A 17,713-nucleotide genomic window follows, 5' to 3' on the forward strand; every position below is an offset into this window, starting at 1 on the left:
ACCCCCGTTTTGACCTGCGGACACCGCGCCGGGTATCGTTGCCTGCTGTTGTACGACATCCAGAGGCGTGCCCTATCAGGTACGCTTGGTCGTTCGTGCGCGCTGGTCCGGCCTGCAAGATCTGGTCACCTCGGCGCGCGACCCCAGACCGACGACGAGACAAGGTAGACCTGTGCGTACGTACAGCCCGAAGCCGGGTGAGATCGAGCGTCAGTGGCACGTCATCGACGCCTCTGATGTCGTGCTGGGCCGCCTGGCCACCCACGCCGCCACGTTGCTGCGTGGTAAGCACAAGCCGACTTTCGCGCCGCACGTCGACACGGGCGACTTCGTCGTCATCGTGAACGCGGGCAAGGTTGCGTTGACCGGCAACAAGCGCCAGACCAAGGTTGCTTACCGCCACTCCGGTTACCCGGGTGGTCTGAAGCAGATCGGCTACGACGAGCTGCTGACCAAGCGCCCCGAGCGGGCCATCGAGCTGGCTGTGAAGGGGATGCTCCCGCACAACAAGCTCGGCCGTCAGCTGATCAAGAAGCTGAAGGTGTACGCCGGTGCCGAGCACCCGCACCTCGCGCAGCAGCCGGTGCCGTTCGAGATCAAGCAGATCGCGCAGTGAGCGCGGGCGAAGGAAGCAGCATGACCGACATCACCACCGAGACCGAGGTCGCCCCGGAAGCTCCCGAGGCCACCGAGGCGCCGGCGCCCGTCGCCCGCGCGCCTCGTGGTGACCGGCCGATCCAGACCGTGGGCCGCCGCAAGGAGGCCATCGTCCGGGTCCGTATCGTCCCGGGCACCGGCAAGATCACCTGCAACGGCCAGGACCTCGAGGCGTACTTCCCGAGCAAGGTGCACCAGCAGCTCATCAAGGACCCGCTGGTCACCGCCGAGAAGACCGAGCAGTTCGACGTCATCGCCAACCTGCGTGGCGGTGGCACCACCGGCCAGGCCGGTGCGCTCCGGCTGGGCATCGCCCGGGCGCTGATCATCAACGAGCCCGATGACCGCCCGGCCCTGAAGAAGGCCGGCTTCCTCACCCGGGACGCCCGGGTCAAGGAGAGCAAGAAGTACGGCCTCAAGAAGGCCCGTAAGGCTCCCCAGTACTCGAAGCGCTGATCTTTTCCAGCGCGTTGTACTTCTGACGGACGGCCGGTTCGCCTCTCCCCGACTCGGGAGAGGCGACCGGCCGTTCCGCTTTCTGCACTTCGGCAACGCACCACGGAGGTTGGCGGGTATGGGTCGGTTGTTCGGCACGGACGGCGTACGCGGGCGGGCAAACGCGGATCTCACCCCGGAGTTGGCGCTGGCGCTCGCGGTGGCCGCCGCGCACACGCTCGCCGAGACGGACCGCAGCCACCCGCCGCTGGCCGTCGTCGGCCGGGACACCCGGGCCAGTGGCGAGATGCTGGAGGCCGCGGTGGTCGCCGGCCTGACCAGCGCCGGCGCCAACGTGGTGCGGGTCGGCGTGCTGCCCACCCCCGCGGTGGCGTTCCTCACCGCCGAGGCCAAGGCCGACCTCGGCGTGGTGCTCTCCGCGTCGCACAACCCGATGCCCGACAACGGCATCAAGCTCTTCGCCGCCGGCGGGCACAAGTTGCCCGACGAGATCGAGATGCGGATCGAGGCCGCCGTGGAGGCCAACGCCACCACCGCCTGGGACCGGCCGACAGGTGCCGGCATCGGCCGGGTGCACGACCTGCTCGACGGCGCCGACCACTACGTCCAGCACCTGGTCGGAGCCGTGCCGCACCGGCTGGACGGGATCAAGGTCGTGGTCGACTGCGCCAACGGCGCGGCCGCCGAGGTCGCCCCGGTCGCCTACCGGGAAGCCGGCGCGGAGGTCGTCGCGATCCACGCCGAGCCGAACGGCCTGAACATCAACGACGAGTGCGGCTCCAACCACATCGAGGCGCTGCGCGAGGCGGTCGTCGAGCACGGCGCCCACCTGGGCATCGCCCACGACGGCGACGCCGACCGGATCGTGGCGGTCAGCGCCGACGGCGAGGAGGTCGACGGCGACCAGGTGATGGCGATCCTCGCGCTGGCCATGCGGGACGCCGGCACGCTCACCCAGGACACCCTGGTCGCCACCGTGATGAGCAACCTCGGTCTGCGGCTGGCCATGTCCGCGCAGGGCATCCGGCTGATCGAGACAAAGGTCGGCGACCGGTACGTCCTGGAGGCCCTGCGCGCGTCCGGGCTGGCGCTCGGCGGTGAGCAGAGCGGTCACATCGTCATGCCCGCGCACGCCACCACCGGCGACGGGGTGCTCACCGGCCTGCACCTGATGGCCCGGATGGCCGCCACCGGCCAGTCCCTCGCCGAGCTGGCCTCGGTGGTCACCAAACTGCCCCAGGTGCTGATCAACGTGCCGGTCGGCGACCGGACCGTCGGCGCCGCCGCACCGGCCGTCCGTGCCGAGGTCGAGCGGGCCGAGGCGGAGCTGGGCGAGACCGGGCGGGTGCTGCTGCGCCCGTCGGGCACCGAGCCGCTGGTCCGGGTGATGGTCGAGGCCGCCACCGAGCAGACCGCCCGCGAGGTCGCCGAGCGCATCGCCGAGCTGGTCCGTACCGCCAGCCCCGCTGCCTAGCGCGGTGGAGCTGAGTCGGTCACGGCATCAGCTCCACAGCCCCCGGCACAGCCGGGGCCGTCGGATCAGCGGCCCAGAGCGCGCAGCCGGTTGACCGCCTCGGTCAGCACTTCCGGGCGCTTGCAGAAGGCGAACCGGACCAGCCGCCGGCCCGCCTCGACGTCGTCGTAGAAGACCTGCGTCGGCACCGCCACCACGCCGCACCGCTCCGGCAGTGAGCGGCAGAACTCCACCCCGTCGGAGCCACCGAGGGCGGTGATGTCGGCGGTGACGAAGTAGGTCCCCTCCGAGTCGAGCACCTCGAACCCGGCGGTGGTGAGACCGTCGACGAGCTGGTCACGCCGCTGCTGGAGGCTGTCCCGGAAGCCGGTGTAGTAGTCGTCCGGCAGCGCCAGCGCCACGGCGACCGCCGGTTGCAGCGGGGCCGCGTTGACGTAGGTGAGGAACTGCTTCACCCGCAGCACCGCGGAGACCAGGGCCGCCGGGCCACTCGCCCAGCCGATCTTCCAACCCGTGCAGGAGAACGTCTTGCCCGCCGACGAGATGCGCAGCGTCCGCTCCCACATCCCGGGCAGGGTGGCCAGCGGCACGTGCGGGTGCGCCGCGTCGGTGAAGACCAGGTGCTCGTACACCTCGTCGGTGACCGCGTACGTGTCGTGCTCCTGGCACAGCTCGGCGATCAGTGCCAGCTCGGCCGGGGTGAAAACCTTGCCGGTCGGGTTGTGCGGCGAGTTGAGCAGGAGCAGCCGGGTCCGCGGGCCGAACGCCGCGCGGAGCGCCGCCGGGTCGAAGGAGTACCGGCCGTCGGCCGCCGGGCGCAGGGTCACCGGCCGCCGGACCGCGCCGGCCAACGCGATCGAGGCGGCGTACGAGTCGTAGTACGGCTCGAAGCAGACCACCTCGTCACCCGGTTCGCAGAGGGCGAGGATGCTGGCCGCGACCGCCTCCGTCGCGCCAGCGGTGATCACGATCTCGCCGTCCGGGTCGTACGACAGGTCGTGGAACCGCAGTTGGTGGGCCGCGACCGCCGCGCGCAGGGCGGGAATCCCCGGGCCGGGCGGGTACTGGTTCTGCCCGCCGCGCAGCGCCTCGGCGGCGGCGGCCAGCATCTCCGGGGGGCCGTCGGTGTCGGGGAAGCCCTGGCCGAGGTTTACCGCGCCGGTCCGCACGGCGAGGGCGGACATCTCGGCGAAGATCGTCGTGCCGAACGGCCGCATCCGGGCCACCAGCGGGTCGACATCGGTGCTCGTCACCTGTGCCAGCCTACGGGTGCCGCCGGCTGAACCCCAGCCTCAGGCGGGCGCGCAACTGGTGGCCGCGTATCCCCGAGCCCTGTCGACGGCCGGCTTGCCGGCGCCGGTAACCGTGACGGTGCAGTCGAGGGGCTTCCCGCTCTCGTCGTCGGCCCATCTGGCCTCCACCAGAATCCGGCTCTTGCCGTTGGTTCGGATCGTGGTGCGCCAGGGCAGCTTCTGGCCGTCGACGTGGATGAGGTCACTCTCGGCGTCGAAGTACGCGAGGTCCGCCGTGCCCTCGCCGGTCACCTCGTAGACCACCGTCACCGGGGCCGGCCCCGACGTGGGGCGGGTGATCGGCTGTTTGGTGGGGGTGGGTCGCTCCGGGTTGAGTGGTCCGGCGCTCGGCGGGGTCCAGTCGTCGTCGGTGACCCACGGCTCCTCGGCGATCGGGTCCGGGCCGGTCTCCCCGAGCCACAGACCACTCGCGCAGAGGCAGCCGCACATGGTCAGGACCAACACCACGAAGACCGCGACGACGATCCCGACCACCCGTCCTCCGCTGGAGGCCGGCTTGCCGGGGAACTGTGGATACCCGGGGTAGGCGTACGGCGGCGGATACCCCGGCGGCGGCCAGCCGGCGCCGGACGGCGGATACCCGGGCGTGGGCCAGCCCGCTGTCGGTGGCTGTCCGTCCGGCGTGGGCCAGCCTGCGGGCGTGGGCCACCCCGGGGGCGGCGGCGGTCCGGCCGACGGCGGGCCTGAGGCATCGGCCGGGGTCGACGACCAGGTGGACGGCTGGGCTTCGGGGGCCCAGGGCGGCGCGGGCGGCTGGGGCGTCCACTGGGTGGCGGGCGGGGCCGCCGGAGAGGGCGACCACGGCGACGGTGTCCATGGCGACGGTGTCCATGGGGTGGGCGGCGCCCACGGCTGGGCCGGGGCCAGCGGGTCGGAGGCCTGGTACGGAGTCGAGGAGGGCGACGCCGTCGGATCGGGCGAGGGCGCGGAGGAGGCCGGCTGCGGTGCGGGTGAGGGCGACGAGTCGGGCGGGGGTGCGTCGGTCATGGCTGCTCCGGGCGGGGTGGGCAGGGGACGAACGGGCCGTGGGCGGGAGCGCCAAACCCGCCGAGAGACTTTCGCACCCGTTGGCGTGCCGCAACCCCGCCAACCGGGGGACGGCTCGTCCCGGTGCGGCCGCCGGGCCCCGATCGTCCGCCGCCGCCCGTGGGCACGACGTGGACCAGCCTCGTGACCTGGCCACGTCGGTCAGCGTCGAGTGGGTCCCTCAACGCCCCAGCACGACCCGGGCCATCTCGTCCAGGGCCGGATTGCCCGGGTCCCAGTAACCGGTGTGCCCGCCTCGCCCACTGCCGAAGACCCGACCGCCGAACCCCGGGTCCGACGGGTCGTGACCGAACCACAGCTCGTGCCCGGTCCGGTCGGGCCACCCCAGCGCGGCGGCCAGCGGAGCCGAGCCGAGCAGGGCGCGCCGGCCCAGCTCGTCCACCGGGAGGGCGGCGTGGATCACGTCGTCGGGCGCACTGCTCGCCCAGACCTCCCCGGGTGGCACGCCCAGCTCGGTGGCGTGCGACGCGCCGACCCCGGGCGAGCCGACGAAGACCAGCGCGTCGGCGGCCAGCCCGTGCTCCCGGGCGGCCGTCCCCACCACCAACGACCCGTAGCTGTGCCCGAGCACCGTCTGCCGGGCCGGCGGCCCCTCGTGGCTGGCCCGCAGCCCCTCCTGGAAACGGTGCAGCGCCGGGCCGGCGTCGCGGGCCAGGCCCGCCGAGGCCGCGTCGGTCACGAAATCCGGGGCGTCGTAGTCCAACCAGAGCACCGCCGCGCTGCGTTCGGCCGGGGCGAGCGTGACGCACCGGTCCAGCACCCGGGCCGCCCTGCCCAGCTCGCCGGGGGCGTCGTCCAGCCCGGAACCCATCCCCGGCACGTAGGTGAGGATCCGATCGGCGTGGTCCGGGTCGCCGAGCGCCACCACCGTCCGGCCCTCACCGGCCGCGTCCAGCCCGAGCAGGTACGCCCGCGGTTCCCCGCCCGCCGCCAGCCGCCCGGCCAACGCGTCCAGGCCGGCCAACCGTCCGGCCGACCCGTGCAGGCGGAGCGACCTGAGCGGCCCCGGCGGCACCCGGGCCAGCAACTGCCGCCGCTCAGCCAGCAACTTCGCGCGCCAGACCCCGAGCCGCAGCCGGTTGGCCTGGTCCCGGGCGGCCACCGGCACCCCGTCCAACCGGCCGACAAGGGCGCCCTCGTGCCCGATCAGCCACCGGCGCTGCGCCGACGTCAACCCGGACCACCAGGCGCGGACGAGCGTCGGCGCGGCGCCGGCCGCCGGCCGACCCGGCGGTGGCGGCGACGCCCAACCCGAACCGGCGGCCCGGGTCAGCTCGTCCAGGCGGTCCGCGGCGACCCGATCCGCCGCCCCGGCCTCGTCGAACGCGTCGCGCAGGGCCGCCGCCACCCGAGCCGCCGCCACGCCGGCCCGTTCGGTGGGCCGGAGCCGGGCGGGGTCGACGTGCACCCGGCCCGCGCGATCCACCACCAACCCGGAAGCGTCCGCCTGGGCGACCGCCTCCGCGAGCCGGGCCTTCGCGACAGTCAGTCGCCCCGCCAACTCGGCCAGCACCTGGTCGACCTCGATCAGTGCGGGTGTGATCGAGGCCAGCTCGGCACCGAGACCGGCGAGCCGGGCGTCCGCCGCGATGGACGCCGCTCCGGACCAACCGCCGCGTAGGCGCGCGCCGGATGCCCCCAACTCGCCGACCCGCGCGTCGACCGGCCCGGTCAGCCCGGCCCAGGCCACCCCGGCGGACCGCCAGCCGCCCGGATCGGCCGCCCAGAGCTGCCGGTAGCCGACACCGCTCACCGGGGCAGCGCGGCGAACCGGCCCGCGGCCCGGTCGTCCGCCGTCTCGTACGCCTCGGCCGCCGCCCGGATCCCACCGGAGGTCGCCGCGACCTGTGCGCCCAGCCGGCAGAACCAGGCGTGCCCGGCCGCCTCCAGCCCGGCCAGAGCCGCGCCGGCACGCCACTCGGGTGCGACCACCAGCAGCCCGGGCACCCTCGCGAGGCCCCACGCCAGCCAGTACGCCTCGTCGTCGAGGGCGCCGGCGACCGCCCGCAACTCCTCCGGCCGGACGGCGAACAGCTCATCGGTCATGACCACACCCCCGTGGACGATCGGCATCGACGCGCTGACGCTAGGCGGGCGCGGCGGGCACCGGAATGCCCTGTGGACAGCGGGCGGTGGGCCGTACCCCGGCTTGTCCACAGGCGTTGCCCACCGCGGGCCGGACGGCTAATCTCCGGCCCCGGCCGCCGGTAGGGTGTGGTGGTGATCGTCGCTGTCGGCATCGACGTGGTCCTGGTCGACCGGTTCGCCCGGGCACTGGCACGGACGCCGCTGCTCGCCGACCGACTCTTCACCACCGCCGAGCGGCACACCCGCTCCGGCAACCCGCGCCCCACCGAGTCGCTCGCCGCCCGGTTCGCCGCCAAGGAGGCCGTGGCCAAGGCGCTCGGCGCCCCGGCCGGGCTGAGCTGGCACGACTGCGAGATCAGGGCCGACCCGGACGGCCGTCCGTGGCTGGCGGTCGCCGGCACCGTCGCGGCGGCGGCCGAGGCGCGCGGGGTCAACCACTGGCATCTCTCGTTGTCGCACGACGGGGGGATCGCGTCGGCCATGGTGGTCGCGGAGCGGTGACGTCGACCGGGCGGGCCGGCCGGGTCCACTCGCGAACGGATGGGGAGACGGTGGCATGAGAGCGGTGTGGCGGGTGGCCGACGTACGGGCGGCCGAGGCGGGGCTGATGGGCGCGCTGCCGGAGGGAACGCTCATGCAGCGGGCCGCCGCCGGGCTGGCCCGCCGGGCCGCGCTGCTGCTCGCCGAGCGCGGCGGCGTCTACGGCGGCCGGGTGCTGCTGCTCGTCGGTTCCGGCGACAACGGCGGCGACGCGTTGTACGCCGGGGAGCGACTGGCCCGCCGAGGTGTCCACGTGTCCGCCCTGCTCCTCACTCCCGGGCGTGCGCACGCGGCGGGGCTGGCCGCGCTGCGCGCTGCCGGCGGTCGGCTGGTGGACCAGCCCACCGGCCCGGTCGACCTGGTGCTCGACGGCATCGTCGGCATCGGTGGCACCGGCGGGCTGCGGGCCGGCGCGGACGCGGTGGTGCGGCGGCTCGGTGAGCTGCGTGGACGTGACGGTGGCCGGGTCACCGTGCTGGCGGTGGACGTGCCGAGCGGGGTCGCGGTGGACACCGGGGACGTGCCGCTGACCTCCTCCGGCCGGCCGGACGCGGTCCACGCCGACGTGACTGTGGCGTTCGGCGCGCTGAAGCCCGCCCTGGTGGTCGGGCCGGCCGCCGCCCTGGCCGGGCAGGTGGAGATCGTCGACATCGGGCTGCGGCCCTGGTTGCGAGGCACCCCGGCGCTGCGGGTCACCGAGTGGTCCGACGTGGTCGACTGGTGGCCGAAGCTGGGTCCGGCGTCGGAGAAGTACACGCGGGGTGTGGTGGGGGTGGCCACCGGCTCGGCCACCTACCCGGGTGCGGCGGTGCTGTCCGTGGGCGGTGCGCTGGCCGGGCCGACCGGCCTGGTCCGCTACGCCGGCAGCGCCCGCGACGAGGTGCTGCGCCAGCACCCCTCGGTGATCGCCAGTGGGCGGGTCGCCGACGCGGGTCGGGTGCAGGCCTGGGTCTGCGGCTCGGGGCTGGGCACCGGCGCCGACGCGGCGGCCGAGCTGCGCGCCGTGCTGGCCGCCCCGGTGCCCGTGGTGCTCGACGCCGACGCGTTGACCCTGCTGGTGGACGGTTCGCTCGCCGACCGGCTCCGCGGGCGGGACGCGCCGATCGTGGTCACCCCGCACGACCGTGAGTTCGCCCGACTCTGCGGTGAGGCACCCGGCGCGGACCGGGTCGGCGCCGCGCTGCGGCTGGCCGCCTGGATGAAGGCGGTGGTGCTGCTCAAGGGCGACCGCACGGTGATCGGGACGCCAGACGGTCGGGCGTACGTCAACCCGACCGGCTCCCCGGCGCTGGCCACCGGTGGCACCGGCGACGTGCTGGCCGGGCTGCTGGGCTCACTGCTGGCGGCCGGGGTGCCCGCCGATCGGGCCGCGGCCGCGGCCGCGTACCTGCACGGGCTCGCCGGCCGGGAGGCGGCCCGGAGCGGGCCGGTGACCGCGCCCGACGTGGTGACCGCGCTGCGCCCGGTCGTCGCCCGCCTGGGCTGATCGGTCCGGTTCCGGGCGGAACGACCGGATGGGCCGCCCGGGACGTGCGTCGCCGCCCGCGCTGATCTCCACGGAAAGTAGGCTGGGCGTATGTGGCAGGCCGAGGTACGCGTCGATCTTGACGCGATCCGCGAGAACGTGAGCAGGCTCCGCGCCGGCACCACCGCCGAGCTGATGGCGGTGGTCAAGGCCGACGGGTACGGCCACGGGATGCTCCCGGCCGCTCGCGCGGCGCTCGACGCCGGCGCGGACTGGCTCGGTGTCTGCACGCTCGACGAGGCGCTCACCCTGCGCCGGGCCGGAGTGACCGAGCCGGTGCTGGCCTGGCTGCTCGCGCCGGGCCTGCCGCTGCACGAGGGGGTCAGCGCCGGGGTGGACCTGAGCGCGGCCAGCCTGTCCCAACTGGACGAGATGGTCGGGGCGAGCCGGCTCGCGGGGCGTCCCGTCCGCCTGCACCTGAAGATCGACACCGGGCTGTCCCGGGGTGGGTCGACAGTCGCCGACTGGCCGGCGCTGCTGGACGCCGCCGCGAAGGCGCAGGCCGACGGCCTGGTCGAGGTGGTCGGCGTGTGGAGCCACTTCGTGTACGCGGACCTGCCCGGCCACCCCACCATCGACCGTCAGTTGGCCGTCTTCCACGAGGGGCTGGGCATGGTCGAGCGGGCCGGGCTCCGACCGCGCTGGCGGCACCTCGCCAACTCGGCGGCCACCCTGACCCGCCCGGATACCCACTTCGACCTGGTCCGTCCCGGTCTGGCCATCTACGGGCTCTCCCCGGTGGCCGGCGAGACGTACGGGCTGCGGCCGGCGATGACCGCGCGCGCCCGGGTGATGCTCACCAAGCGGGTTCCCGCCGGCACCGGGGTCTCCTACGGGCACACCTACACCACGGAATCCGACGCGAACCTGGCCGTGGTCCCGCTCGGGTACGCCGACGGGGTTCCCCGGCACGCCTCCAACACCGGGCCGGTGCAGCTCGGCGGCGTACGGCGGACGATCTCGGGGCGGGTCTGCATGGACCAGTTCGTGCTCGACTGCGGCGACGACCCGGTGGCCGACGGCGACGTGGCGACGCTCTTCGGCAGCGGCGCGGACGGCGAGCCCACCGCCGACGACTGGGCCGAGGCGGTCGGCACGATCAACTACGAGATCGTGACCCGGTTCGGCAGCACCCGGGTGCCGCGGGTCTACGACGGCGAGGTGCTGTGAGCTACCGCATTCCGCGTCCGCGGACCGCGGTGGGACGGGTGGCGGGGATCGTCGGCGCCGCGGTGGGGGTGGCCGCCGCGGGCCTGGCGGCCGGGGTCGCGACCGAGCGCACCCTGGTCCGCCGGCTCAAGGCCGACCCGGCCGACCGCTACGCGCACGAGATGTTCGGCGAGCAGCGGTACGACGAGGCGTTTCGCCTGGAGTTGCCGGACGGCACGGACATCCACGTCGAGGTGGTCGAGCCGACCAGGCCGGTGCCGGGGCACCCCACTGTGGTGCTGGTGCACGGCTTCTGCCTGGACATGGGGACGTTCCACTTCCAGCGCCAGATGCTCGCCGCCCGCGGTGACTACCGGATCGTCGCGTACGACCAGCCCGGTCACGGCCGGTCCGGCCGGTTGGAGACCGGGGAGTACGACCTCGCGGTGCTCGGCCGGACGCTGCGCCAGGTGATCGACCGCACCGCCCCGGACGGGCCACTTGTGCTCGTCGGCCACTCGATGGGTGGCATGACCATCATGGCGTTCGCCGAGTTGTTTCCAGAGCTGTTCGGCGACCGGGTGGTGGGTACCGTCCTGATGGCCACCTCGGGCGGGCTCGTCGCGGAGACCAAGCTGGTCGCGCCCGCGCTGCTCGGCCGGGTCGGCGGTCCGGTGCTGTACATGGTCAGCAACGCCACCCGCTACGGCGGGCCGGTGATCGACAAGGCCCGCAAGTCGACGTCGAACGTGGCCTGGCTGCTGACCCGCAAGTACGGCTTCGGCACCCGTAAGCCCAGCCCCGCTCTGGTCTCCTACGTGGAGACGATGAACTCCCGGACGTCGGCTGACACGGTGACCCGCTACCTGCGGACCCTGGCCACCCACTCCCGCTTCCCGGCCCTCGCGGCGTTGGCCGCGACGCCGGTGCTCGTGGTGGTCGGCGACAAGGACATGATCACCCCGGTGGTCCACTCCGAGGAGATCGTCCGGCGGCTGCCGCACGCCGAGTTCGTCAAGATCAAGGACAGCGGTCACGTGGTGATGTTGGAGCATGCTGACGAGGTGAACGCCGCGCTCGCGCGGTTCCTCGAATCACTTGGGAAGTCGGAGGAACGGTGAGTCACGTCGTCAAGCTGCCGACCGTCGAGGACACGCGGGAGTTCGGCCGGCGCCTGGCCGGGCTGCTGCGGGCCGGTGACCTGGTGCTGTTGACCGGTCCGCTGGGCGCCGGTAAGACCGCGCTCACGCAGGGCGTCGGCGCCGGGCTCGGCGTGGTCGGCGACATCACCTCGCCGACCTTCGTGATCGCCCGGGTGCATCGCCCCGATCCGGCCCGGGGCGGCCGGGTCGCCCTGGTGCACGCCGACGCGTACCGGTTGGGAGACGCCACCGATCCGCGCGCCGAGATCGACGACCTGGACCTCGACGCCTCGGTGGACGACTCGGTCACGGTGGTGGAGTGGGGCGAGGGCCTGGTGGAGCAGTTGGTCGACGCGCACCTACGGGTCCGCATCGACCGCCGCGACGACGACACCCGGATCGTCGAGCTGGACCCGATCGGTGGCGACTGGGCCCGACGGCTCGCCGACCTGGGTTAGGGCCTAACTGGCCGGCGACCCTCGTGAAACAGGCCTCGGGCCGGCCCGCTGTCGTACCGGATGCCTAGAGTGCGGGGGACCGACCCGCGCTGTGAGAGGTTCCTGATGCCCGACGATGCCCCCGCCCTCGACCTGCTGGCCCTGTTGCCGGAGCAGTGGCGTGCCGTGCTCACCCCGCACCTGGACGCGGCCCGCACCGCCGCGCTGGCCGAGTTCGTCTCCCGGGAATACGCGACGCAGACAGTCTTCCCGCCGCTGGAGGATCTGTTCTCGGCCTACCGGCTCTGCCCGCCGCAGGGCACCCGCGTGTTGATCCTCGGGCAGGACCCTTACCACCGGGCCGGGCAGGCGCACGGGCTGAGCTTCAGCGTCCGCGACGGTGTGACGGTGCCGCCGTCGCTGCGCAACGTCTTCAAGGAGTTGGGCGAGGACGTCGGCGTTCCCAAGCCGCGCAGCGGCAACCTCGACGGTTGGGCCGCCCAGGGTGTGCTGCTGCTCAACGCGGTGCTGACCGTCCGCCAGGCCACCCCGGGCTCGCACGCCAACGCCGGCTGGGAGGAGTTCACCGACGCGACAATCCGGGCACTGGACGCCTCGCCGGACCGGGTGGTCTTCCTGCTCTGGGGTGGCTACGCCCGCAAGAAGGCGGCCCTGGTCACCAACCCGCAGCACGTGGTGTTGGAGGCGGGCCACCCGAGTCCGATGAACCCGCGCGGCTTCCTCGGCAGCCGTCCGTTCAGCGCGGCCAACAAGGCGCTCGCCGACGCCGGCCTGCCCACCATCGAGTGGGAGCGCACCGCCGGCTGAGCCGGCGCTGCCGGCTGCGCGCACCGCCGGCTGAGCTGACACCTGCCTGCGCGCGCGGGCGGGTGGTGTGGTGCCGTGGGTGCTGGCGGGGCGGGGCGGGGCGTGACCGGGGCTCGGGGCGAGGCCGCTAGGCTGGCTTACCGTGCTCGTACTCGTGGTGGACAGCTCGACCCCCGCGGTGACCGCGGCGCTGGTGGACGTCTCGGCGGATGGTGTGGCGCCGCGTGCGCACCGGTGCACCGTCGACGCCCGCGCGCACGGCGAACTGCTCGCGCCCCAGGTGGACGCGGCCCTCGCCGACGTCGGCGCGCGTCCGCGTGACCTGGCGGCCATCGTCGCCGGGCTCGGCCCGGGGCCGTTCACCGGGCTGCGGGTCGGCCTGGTCACGGCCGCGACGATGGGTCAGGTGCTCGGCATCCCCACGTACGGCGTCTGCTCGCTCGACGGCATCGGCTACCCGGCGGCGTCCGGTGAGCCGGTGTTGGCCGCCAGCGACGCCCGGCGCAAGGAGCTCTACTGGGCCGTCTACGACGGTGCCGGCGAGCGGATCGTCGGCCCCGAGGTGTCCACGCCGGCGGTCGCCGCCGCGCGCGCCCGGGAGTTGGGCGCGACGATCGCGGTGGGCGACGGGGCGCACCGGTACGCCGAGACGCTGGACCTGCCCGTCCGGGTCGAGCCGCGGTACCCGGACGCCACCGTGCTGGCGCTGCTCGCCGCCGAACGGATCCGGGCGGGTGCCGCCAGTGAGCGGCTCACCCCGCTCTACCTGCGCCGGCCCGACGCGGTGGCGGCGACCGGCCGCAAACCGGTCCTGCCATGACGGCCGTCCGACTCGTTCCGTTCCGCTGGTGGCACATCGACGACGTGCTGCCGATCGAGGCCGACCTCTTCGGCGCCGAGCAGTGGTCGCCGGCCATGTTCTGGAACGAGTTGGCAAACGGGCACCACTACCGGGTCGCCGTCGACACGGACGGTGCGGTGCTCGGTTACGCCGGGCTCGCCGGTGTTCCGCCGGGCGAGGTGTGGGTCCAGAACATCGCCGTCCGCCGGGACGCCCAGCGGCGCGGTGTGGGCCGTGCCCTGCTTGCGGAGCTGCTCGCCGAGGCGGCCCGACGCGACGCCCGCAGCACCCTGTTGGAGGTCGCCGTGGACAACGCCGCGGCCCAGCGGCTCTACGCGACGTACGGGTTCGAGCCGGTCGGGGTGCGGCGCGGCTACTACCAACCGAGCAACACCGACGCGCTGGTGATGCGGCGCGACGCCGAGCCGACCGGGGACGGACCACATCACAATGGCTGACGAACCGCTGATCCTGGGGATCGAGACCTCCTGCGACGAGACCGGCGTCGGCATCGTGCGGGGGCACACCCTGCTGGCCGACGCGCTCGCCTCCAGCGTCGAGGAGCACGCCCGGTTCGGGGGTGTGGTGCCCGAGGTGGCCAGTCGGGCACACCTGGAGGCCATCGTGCCGACCATGGACCGGGCGCTGACCGAGGCCGGCGTCACCCTGGCCGACATCGACGCGATCGCGGTCACCTCCGGGCCAGGGCTGGCCGGCGCGCTGCTTGTCGGTGTCGCCGCCGCGAAGGGGTACGCGCTCGCCGCCGAGAAGCCCGTCTACGGCGTGAACCACCTTGCCGCCCACGTCGCGGTGGACACCCTCGAACACGGCCCGCTGCCCGAGCCCGCCATCGCGCTGCTGGTGTCCGGCGGACACTCGTCCCTGCTGCTCGTCGACGACCTGGCCCGGGGTGTCACCCCGCTGGGCGCCACCATCGACGACGCGGCCGGCGAGGCGTTCGACAAGGTCGCCCGACTGCTCGGGCTGCCGTTTCCGGGCGGCCCGCCGATCGACCGGGAGGCGCGGGCCGGTGACGCCGCCGCGATCGCCTTCCCGCGCGGCCTGACCGCCGCGAAGGACCTCGCCGCCCACAGGTACGACTTCTCGTTCTCCGGCCTGAAGACCGCGGTGGCCCGGTGGGTCGAGGCGCGGGAGCGAGCCGGTGAGCCGGTGCCGGTGGCCGACGTGTCCGCGTCCTTCCAGGAGGCGGTCTGTGACGTGCTGACCAGCAAGGCGCTCGCCGCCTGCCGCGCGCAGGGCATCGATACCCTGGTGATCGGCGGGGGAGTGGCGGCGAATTCGCGCCTGCGGGCGATGGCCGAGCAGCGGGCCGAGAAGTACGGCATCCGGGTCCGGGTGCCCCGGCCGAAGCTGTGCACCGACAACGGGGCGATGGTGGCGGCGCTCGGGTCGCACCTGGTCGCCGCGGGGGTCGCGCCCAGCCGACTGGACCTGCCGGCCGACTCGGCGCTGCCGTTGACCACGGTCAGCGTGTGACGGGAGCGCCGGACATGATCGTACGAATGTGGGAGGCACGCGCGGAGGCGTACGGCGTCGCCGACCTCATCACCTGGGTGTGTGACACCGCCCTGCCCGAGTTGGAGCACGACCCGCTCTACGTGTCCAGCGAGGTCTTCTCCTCCACCGACCACCGCGTGGTGGTCATCTCCAAGTGGCGCAGCAATCCGCGCCCGCTGCCCGACCCGCCCGCCCTGCTGGTGGCCCGCGCGCCGCACTCCTGGGACTTCACCCAGGTCGACCGCTGACGCGAGCCACCAACGAGCGATCCTCAGCTGCGGCGCAGCATCCGGTACGTGGCGATTCCGCCGGTGCCCAGCGCGGCGAGGAAGACCAGCCAGACGACTGTGCTGCTGACCCCGACCTGGGGGCCGGCGTTGGCCTTGGCGGCGGCCAGCAGCCCGTCCTCACCGGGGGCGGGCAGCGCGGCCGGCGGCAGTTCCGGCCAGCGGACCAGCCCGGTGCTCTCCAGCATCTGCATGTGGTGCTGGACGAACGCGTTGGCGTCCTCGCAGAGCTTGCGGACGGTGGCGTCCCGGGTGCTGGCGCGGACCGCGCCGATCACCGGGAAGATCTTGCCGTGGGCGACCCGGAGCCGGGTGACGAAGATCTGGTCGAAGCGGGCGCCGGAGGCCTTCTGCATCTCGGCCAGCCAGCCCTTCTGCTCGGCCGTCGGCTCGCTGGGGATGCTCGCGCCCAACTTGTTCGCCGCGTCCACCGTGAGCTGGTCGAGCCGCTGGTGCTCGCTGGCGATGCCGGCGCCGATCTCCCGTACCTTGGCCGACTGGCCCTTCTCGGCGGCCATCTGGCCGGCGGGCATCTCCCACAGCCCGGCCAACCGGACCCCGTTGAGCAGCGTCATGTCCGCGGCGTTGAGCTGCTGACCACCGGCGGGCGCGGCACCGGCCACGCCGGGCAGGACACCGACCGCCGCGATGATCGCGATGAGCAGCAGCGCCGCTCGGTGGGTCCGGTTGCCCAGTCGGCGATGGGCGGATCTCAGCGGTGCCATGTCTGTGGGGCCTCCTCGGTCCGGACCGAAACGCGTCTGGACCGGGCAGCCACGTCCTGCCGGCTGCCCGTCCGACCACTGGTACGGACTGATCGCGCGATCAGTTCATCTGACCGGCGACGCGGATCAGCGGGACGCGGGCGACGCGGATCAGCGGGCGATGCGGATCAGCGGGCGACGCGGATCAGCGGGTGACGGCGAGGAAGCCACCGAGCAGCAGCAGGGTGAGCGCGGCGGCGGCGAAGAGCATCAGCAGCTCGCGACGCCCGTGCTCGACGGGGTCGCCGTCGACGGTCGGGTGGGGCAGGACCGGCAGGTCGCGGGTCAGCGCGGCCAGGTCGCCGAGGGTGCGTGCCGTCCACACCGCACCGGCCCGATCGGAGAACTCGTCGAGGGTCAGCCGGCCCGCCGCGGTGTGCCGGTGCAGCTCGGCGACCACCCGGTTGCGGTCGTCGTCGGAAGCGCGCAGCTCGACATCCACGCTGGACAGCGTACGCGGATCAGCCGACGTCGAGGGGATCGGCGAGGAGCCGTTCGAAGGCCAACTCGGCGGCCCCGATCAGGGGGGCGTCCTCGCCCAACTTCGGCGTACGCAGACGGACGTGCTCCAGGCAGGCGGCGAGCGCGTTCGAGTTGAGTCGGCTGCGGACCTGGGCCGCCGACGCGAGGTAGAGGTCGCGCATGGTGCCGCCGAAGATGACCATTTCTGGGTTGAAGACGTTCACCAGGTTGGCCAGCCCGAAGCCGAGCCAGTCACCGGCCTGGCGGACCGCGGTCTGGGCGCGGGCGTCACCGCGGTCGGCGGCGTCGAAGACGGCCAGTAGCGCGTCGGGGCCTCGGGCGTCGGAGCGTCCGGCGGCGCGGAGCAGACCATGTTCGCCGATCTCGGTCTCCCAGCAGCCCCGGGAGCCGCACTCACAGGGCCGGCCGTCGAGGACCACCTTCATGTGGCCGACCTCGCCGCCGTACCCGCCGTGGCCGGTCAGCCGGCGGCCACCGGCGATGATGCCGGCGCCCACGCCGACGTCGCCGTACAGGTAGAGGACGTTGTCGCAACCGGCCGCCACGCCCCGCGCGTGCTCGGCGAACGCCGCGACGTCGGCCACGTTTCCCACCGTGACCGGCACGTTGACGCCCAGCTCGGCGGCGAGCGCCGCGCCGATGGGCTCGTCCACCCAGCCGGTGGTCGGGCCGAGCCGTACCAGGCCGTCGTCCCGGCGGACCATGCCGCAGACGGCGACGCCGGCACCGACGCAGATCGCGTCGGCCGGCACGGTCTGCTGCATCTCCTTGACCGCGCCGGCAAGCATCGGCGCGGCCTCCGCGGCCAGCAGGCCACGTGGTCGGTCCAGGTCCCGGCGGTCCAGGACCGCGCCACCCAGCCCGATCCGGGCGGCGCGCAACCGGTCCACCTCCACGGAGTACGCGTACGCGTAGACCCGGGCCGACTCGGGCCGGACGACGAGTGACGGTCGTCCGGCCCGGCCGGTCTCCTTCGGCGCCCCCTCGCTGACAAGTCCCACAGCGGACAGGTCGGCGGTGAGCGCGCCGATGGTGCTGCGGTTGAGGCCCAGCGTGGTGGTCAGTTCGGCCCGCGTGGTCGCACCGTGGACGTGTACGTGTCGCAGCAGAGCCCCGAGGTTCTGCCGTCGGACGTGGTCCTGGCTCGGTCCTGGGCGCATTGTG

The 17,713-nt window shown here is 73.9% G+C and carries 20 protein-coding genes; 13 read left to right on the forward strand and 7 right to left on the reverse strand.

Annotated features, from left to right (window positions below; all coding sequences use genetic code 11):
• The first annotated feature begins 172 nt into the window (after positions 1-172).
• The 3 genes from rplM to glmM all read left to right on the forward strand — a co-directional run bounded on the left by rplM (position 173) and on the right by glmM (position 2,587).
• On the forward strand, positions 173-616 hold the full coding sequence (rplM, locus tag ACLQ29_RS03755; RefSeq protein ID WP_053653864.1) for a 50S ribosomal protein L13: 444 nt from the start codon (positions 173-175) through the stop codon (positions 614-616).
• A gap of 20 nt (positions 617-636) precedes the next feature.
• The gene (rpsI, locus tag ACLQ29_RS03760; protein ID WP_393370348.1) at positions 637-1,113 is read left to right on the forward strand and encodes a 30S ribosomal protein S9; all 477 of its coding nucleotides are present in this window, start codon (positions 637-639) and stop codon (positions 1,111-1,113) included.
• 118 nt (positions 1,114-1,231) lie between these two features.
• Positions 1,232-2,587 (forward strand): phosphoglucosamine mutase, encoded by a 1,356-nt coding sequence (glmM, locus tag ACLQ29_RS03765; protein ID WP_425770223.1) that lies wholly within the window; start codon positions 1,232-1,234, stop codon positions 2,585-2,587.
• Positions 2,588-2,652: 65 nt separating this feature from the next.
• On the opposite strand, the gene ACLQ29_RS03770 is transcribed toward glmM, so the two are convergent.
• The 4 genes from ACLQ29_RS03770 to ACLQ29_RS03785 all read right to left on the reverse strand — a co-directional run bounded on the left by ACLQ29_RS03770 (position 2,653) and on the right by ACLQ29_RS03785 (position 6,993).
• Positions 2,653-3,840, reverse strand: a complete 1,188-nt coding sequence (locus ACLQ29_RS03770; RefSeq protein WP_425770224.1) for a pyridoxal phosphate-dependent aminotransferase — start codon at positions 3,838-3,840, stop codon at positions 2,653-2,655.
• A gap of 39 nt (positions 3,841-3,879) precedes the next feature.
• Positions 3,880-4,374, reverse strand: a complete 495-nt coding sequence (locus ACLQ29_RS03775) for an MmpS family transport accessory protein (RefSeq protein ID WP_425770225.1) — start codon at positions 4,372-4,374, stop codon at positions 3,880-3,882.
• A gap of 733 nt (positions 4,375-5,107) precedes the next feature.
• Positions 5,108-6,700: an alpha/beta hydrolase gene (locus tag ACLQ29_RS03780; RefSeq protein ID WP_425770226.1), complete on the reverse strand. Its 1,593-nt coding sequence runs from the start codon at positions 6,698-6,700 to the stop codon at positions 5,108-5,110.
• Positions 6,697-6,993 (reverse strand): hypothetical protein, encoded by a 297-nt coding sequence (locus tag ACLQ29_RS03785; RefSeq protein ID WP_425770227.1) that lies wholly within the window; start codon positions 6,991-6,993, stop codon positions 6,697-6,699. Before ACLQ29_RS03785 ends, ACLQ29_RS03780 begins: the two co-directional genes overlap by 4 nt.
• Before the next feature lie 174 nt (positions 6,994-7,167).
• Between ACLQ29_RS03785 and ACLQ29_RS03790 the strand changes: the two genes are divergently transcribed.
• The 10 genes from ACLQ29_RS03790 to ACLQ29_RS03835 all read left to right on the forward strand — a co-directional run bounded on the left by ACLQ29_RS03790 (position 7,168) and on the right by ACLQ29_RS03835 (position 15,263).
• Positions 7,168-7,536: a holo-ACP synthase gene (locus ACLQ29_RS03790; RefSeq protein WP_393370371.1), complete on the forward strand. Its 369-nt coding sequence runs from the start codon at positions 7,168-7,170 to the stop codon at positions 7,534-7,536.
• A gap of 55 nt (positions 7,537-7,591) precedes the next feature.
• Positions 7,592-9,061: an NAD(P)H-hydrate dehydratase gene (locus tag ACLQ29_RS03795; RefSeq protein WP_425770228.1), complete on the forward strand. Its 1,470-nt coding sequence runs from the start codon at positions 7,592-7,594 to the stop codon at positions 9,059-9,061.
• Between the two features lie 90 nt (positions 9,062-9,151).
• Positions 9,152-10,270 carry an alanine racemase gene (gene alr, locus ACLQ29_RS03800; protein WP_425770229.1) on the forward strand — a complete coding sequence of 373 codons (1,119 nt, stop codon included), beginning with the start codon at positions 9,152-9,154 and terminating at the stop codon, positions 10,268-10,270.
• A complete protein-coding gene (locus tag ACLQ29_RS03805; protein WP_425770230.1) occupies positions 10,267-11,370 on the forward strand; it encodes an alpha/beta fold hydrolase in 1,104 nt (367 codons plus the stop codon). Before alr ends, ACLQ29_RS03805 begins: the two co-directional genes overlap by 4 nt.
• The gene (gene tsaE, locus ACLQ29_RS03810; protein ID WP_184178621.1) at positions 11,367-11,849 is read left to right on the forward strand and encodes a tRNA (adenosine(37)-N6)-threonylcarbamoyltransferase complex ATPase subunit type 1 TsaE; all 483 of its coding nucleotides are present in this window, start codon (positions 11,367-11,369) and stop codon (positions 11,847-11,849) included. Before ACLQ29_RS03805 ends, tsaE begins: the two co-directional genes overlap by 4 nt.
• A 105-nt stretch (positions 11,850-11,954) precedes the next feature.
• Complete coding sequence (locus tag ACLQ29_RS03815; protein ID WP_425770231.1) at positions 11,955-12,656, forward strand: uracil-DNA glycosylase; 702 nt, start codon at positions 11,955-11,957, stop codon at positions 12,654-12,656.
• Between the two features lie 142 nt (positions 12,657-12,798).
• Entirely contained in the window at positions 12,799-13,476 is a 678-nt protein-coding gene (gene tsaB, locus ACLQ29_RS03820) for a tRNA (adenosine(37)-N6)-threonylcarbamoyltransferase complex dimerization subunit type 1 TsaB (RefSeq protein WP_425770232.1), read from the forward strand.
• Positions 13,473-13,955 carry a ribosomal protein S18-alanine N-acetyltransferase gene (gene rimI, locus ACLQ29_RS03825; protein ID WP_425770233.1) on the forward strand — a complete coding sequence of 161 codons (483 nt, stop codon included), beginning with the start codon at positions 13,473-13,475 and terminating at the stop codon, positions 13,953-13,955. The genes tsaB and rimI overlap by 4 nt, the downstream gene beginning before the upstream one ends.
• A complete protein-coding gene (gene tsaD / locus ACLQ29_RS03830; protein ID WP_393370389.1) occupies positions 13,948-14,994 on the forward strand; it encodes a tRNA (adenosine(37)-N6)-threonylcarbamoyltransferase complex transferase subunit TsaD in 1,047 nt (348 codons plus the stop codon). The genes rimI and tsaD overlap by 8 nt, the downstream gene beginning before the upstream one ends.
• 14 nt (positions 14,995-15,008) lie before the next feature.
• Positions 15,009-15,263, forward strand: coding sequence for a hypothetical protein (locus ACLQ29_RS03835; RefSeq protein WP_088987640.1), 255 nt, complete (start codon positions 15,009-15,011; stop codon positions 15,261-15,263).
• Positions 15,264-15,286: 23 nt separating this feature from the next.
• Here the strand turns inward: ACLQ29_RS03835 and ACLQ29_RS03840 are convergent, their stop codons facing one another.
• From ACLQ29_RS03840 to ACLQ29_RS03850, 3 genes are all read right to left on the reverse strand, one after another.
• On the reverse strand, positions 15,287-16,027 hold the full coding sequence (locus ACLQ29_RS03840) for a DUF4142 domain-containing protein (RefSeq protein ID WP_425770234.1): 741 nt from the start codon (positions 16,025-16,027) through the stop codon (positions 15,287-15,289).
• Positions 16,028-16,211: 184 nt separating this feature from the next.
• Entirely contained in the window at positions 16,212-16,508 is a 297-nt protein-coding gene (locus tag ACLQ29_RS03845) for a DUF1707 SHOCT-like domain-containing protein (protein ID WP_393370395.1), read from the reverse strand.
• Between the two features lie 19 nt (positions 16,509-16,527).
• Complete coding sequence (locus tag ACLQ29_RS03850) at positions 16,528-17,709, reverse strand: ROK family protein (protein ID WP_425770235.1); 1,182 nt, start codon at positions 17,707-17,709, stop codon at positions 16,528-16,530.
• Between the last annotated feature and the right edge of the window lie 4 nt (positions 17,710-17,713).

Source organism: Micromonospora sp. DT228, from assembly GCF_049841595.1.
In the GTDB taxonomy this organism is placed as follows: Bacteria; Actinomycetota; Actinomycetes; order Mycobacteriales; family Micromonosporaceae; genus Micromonospora.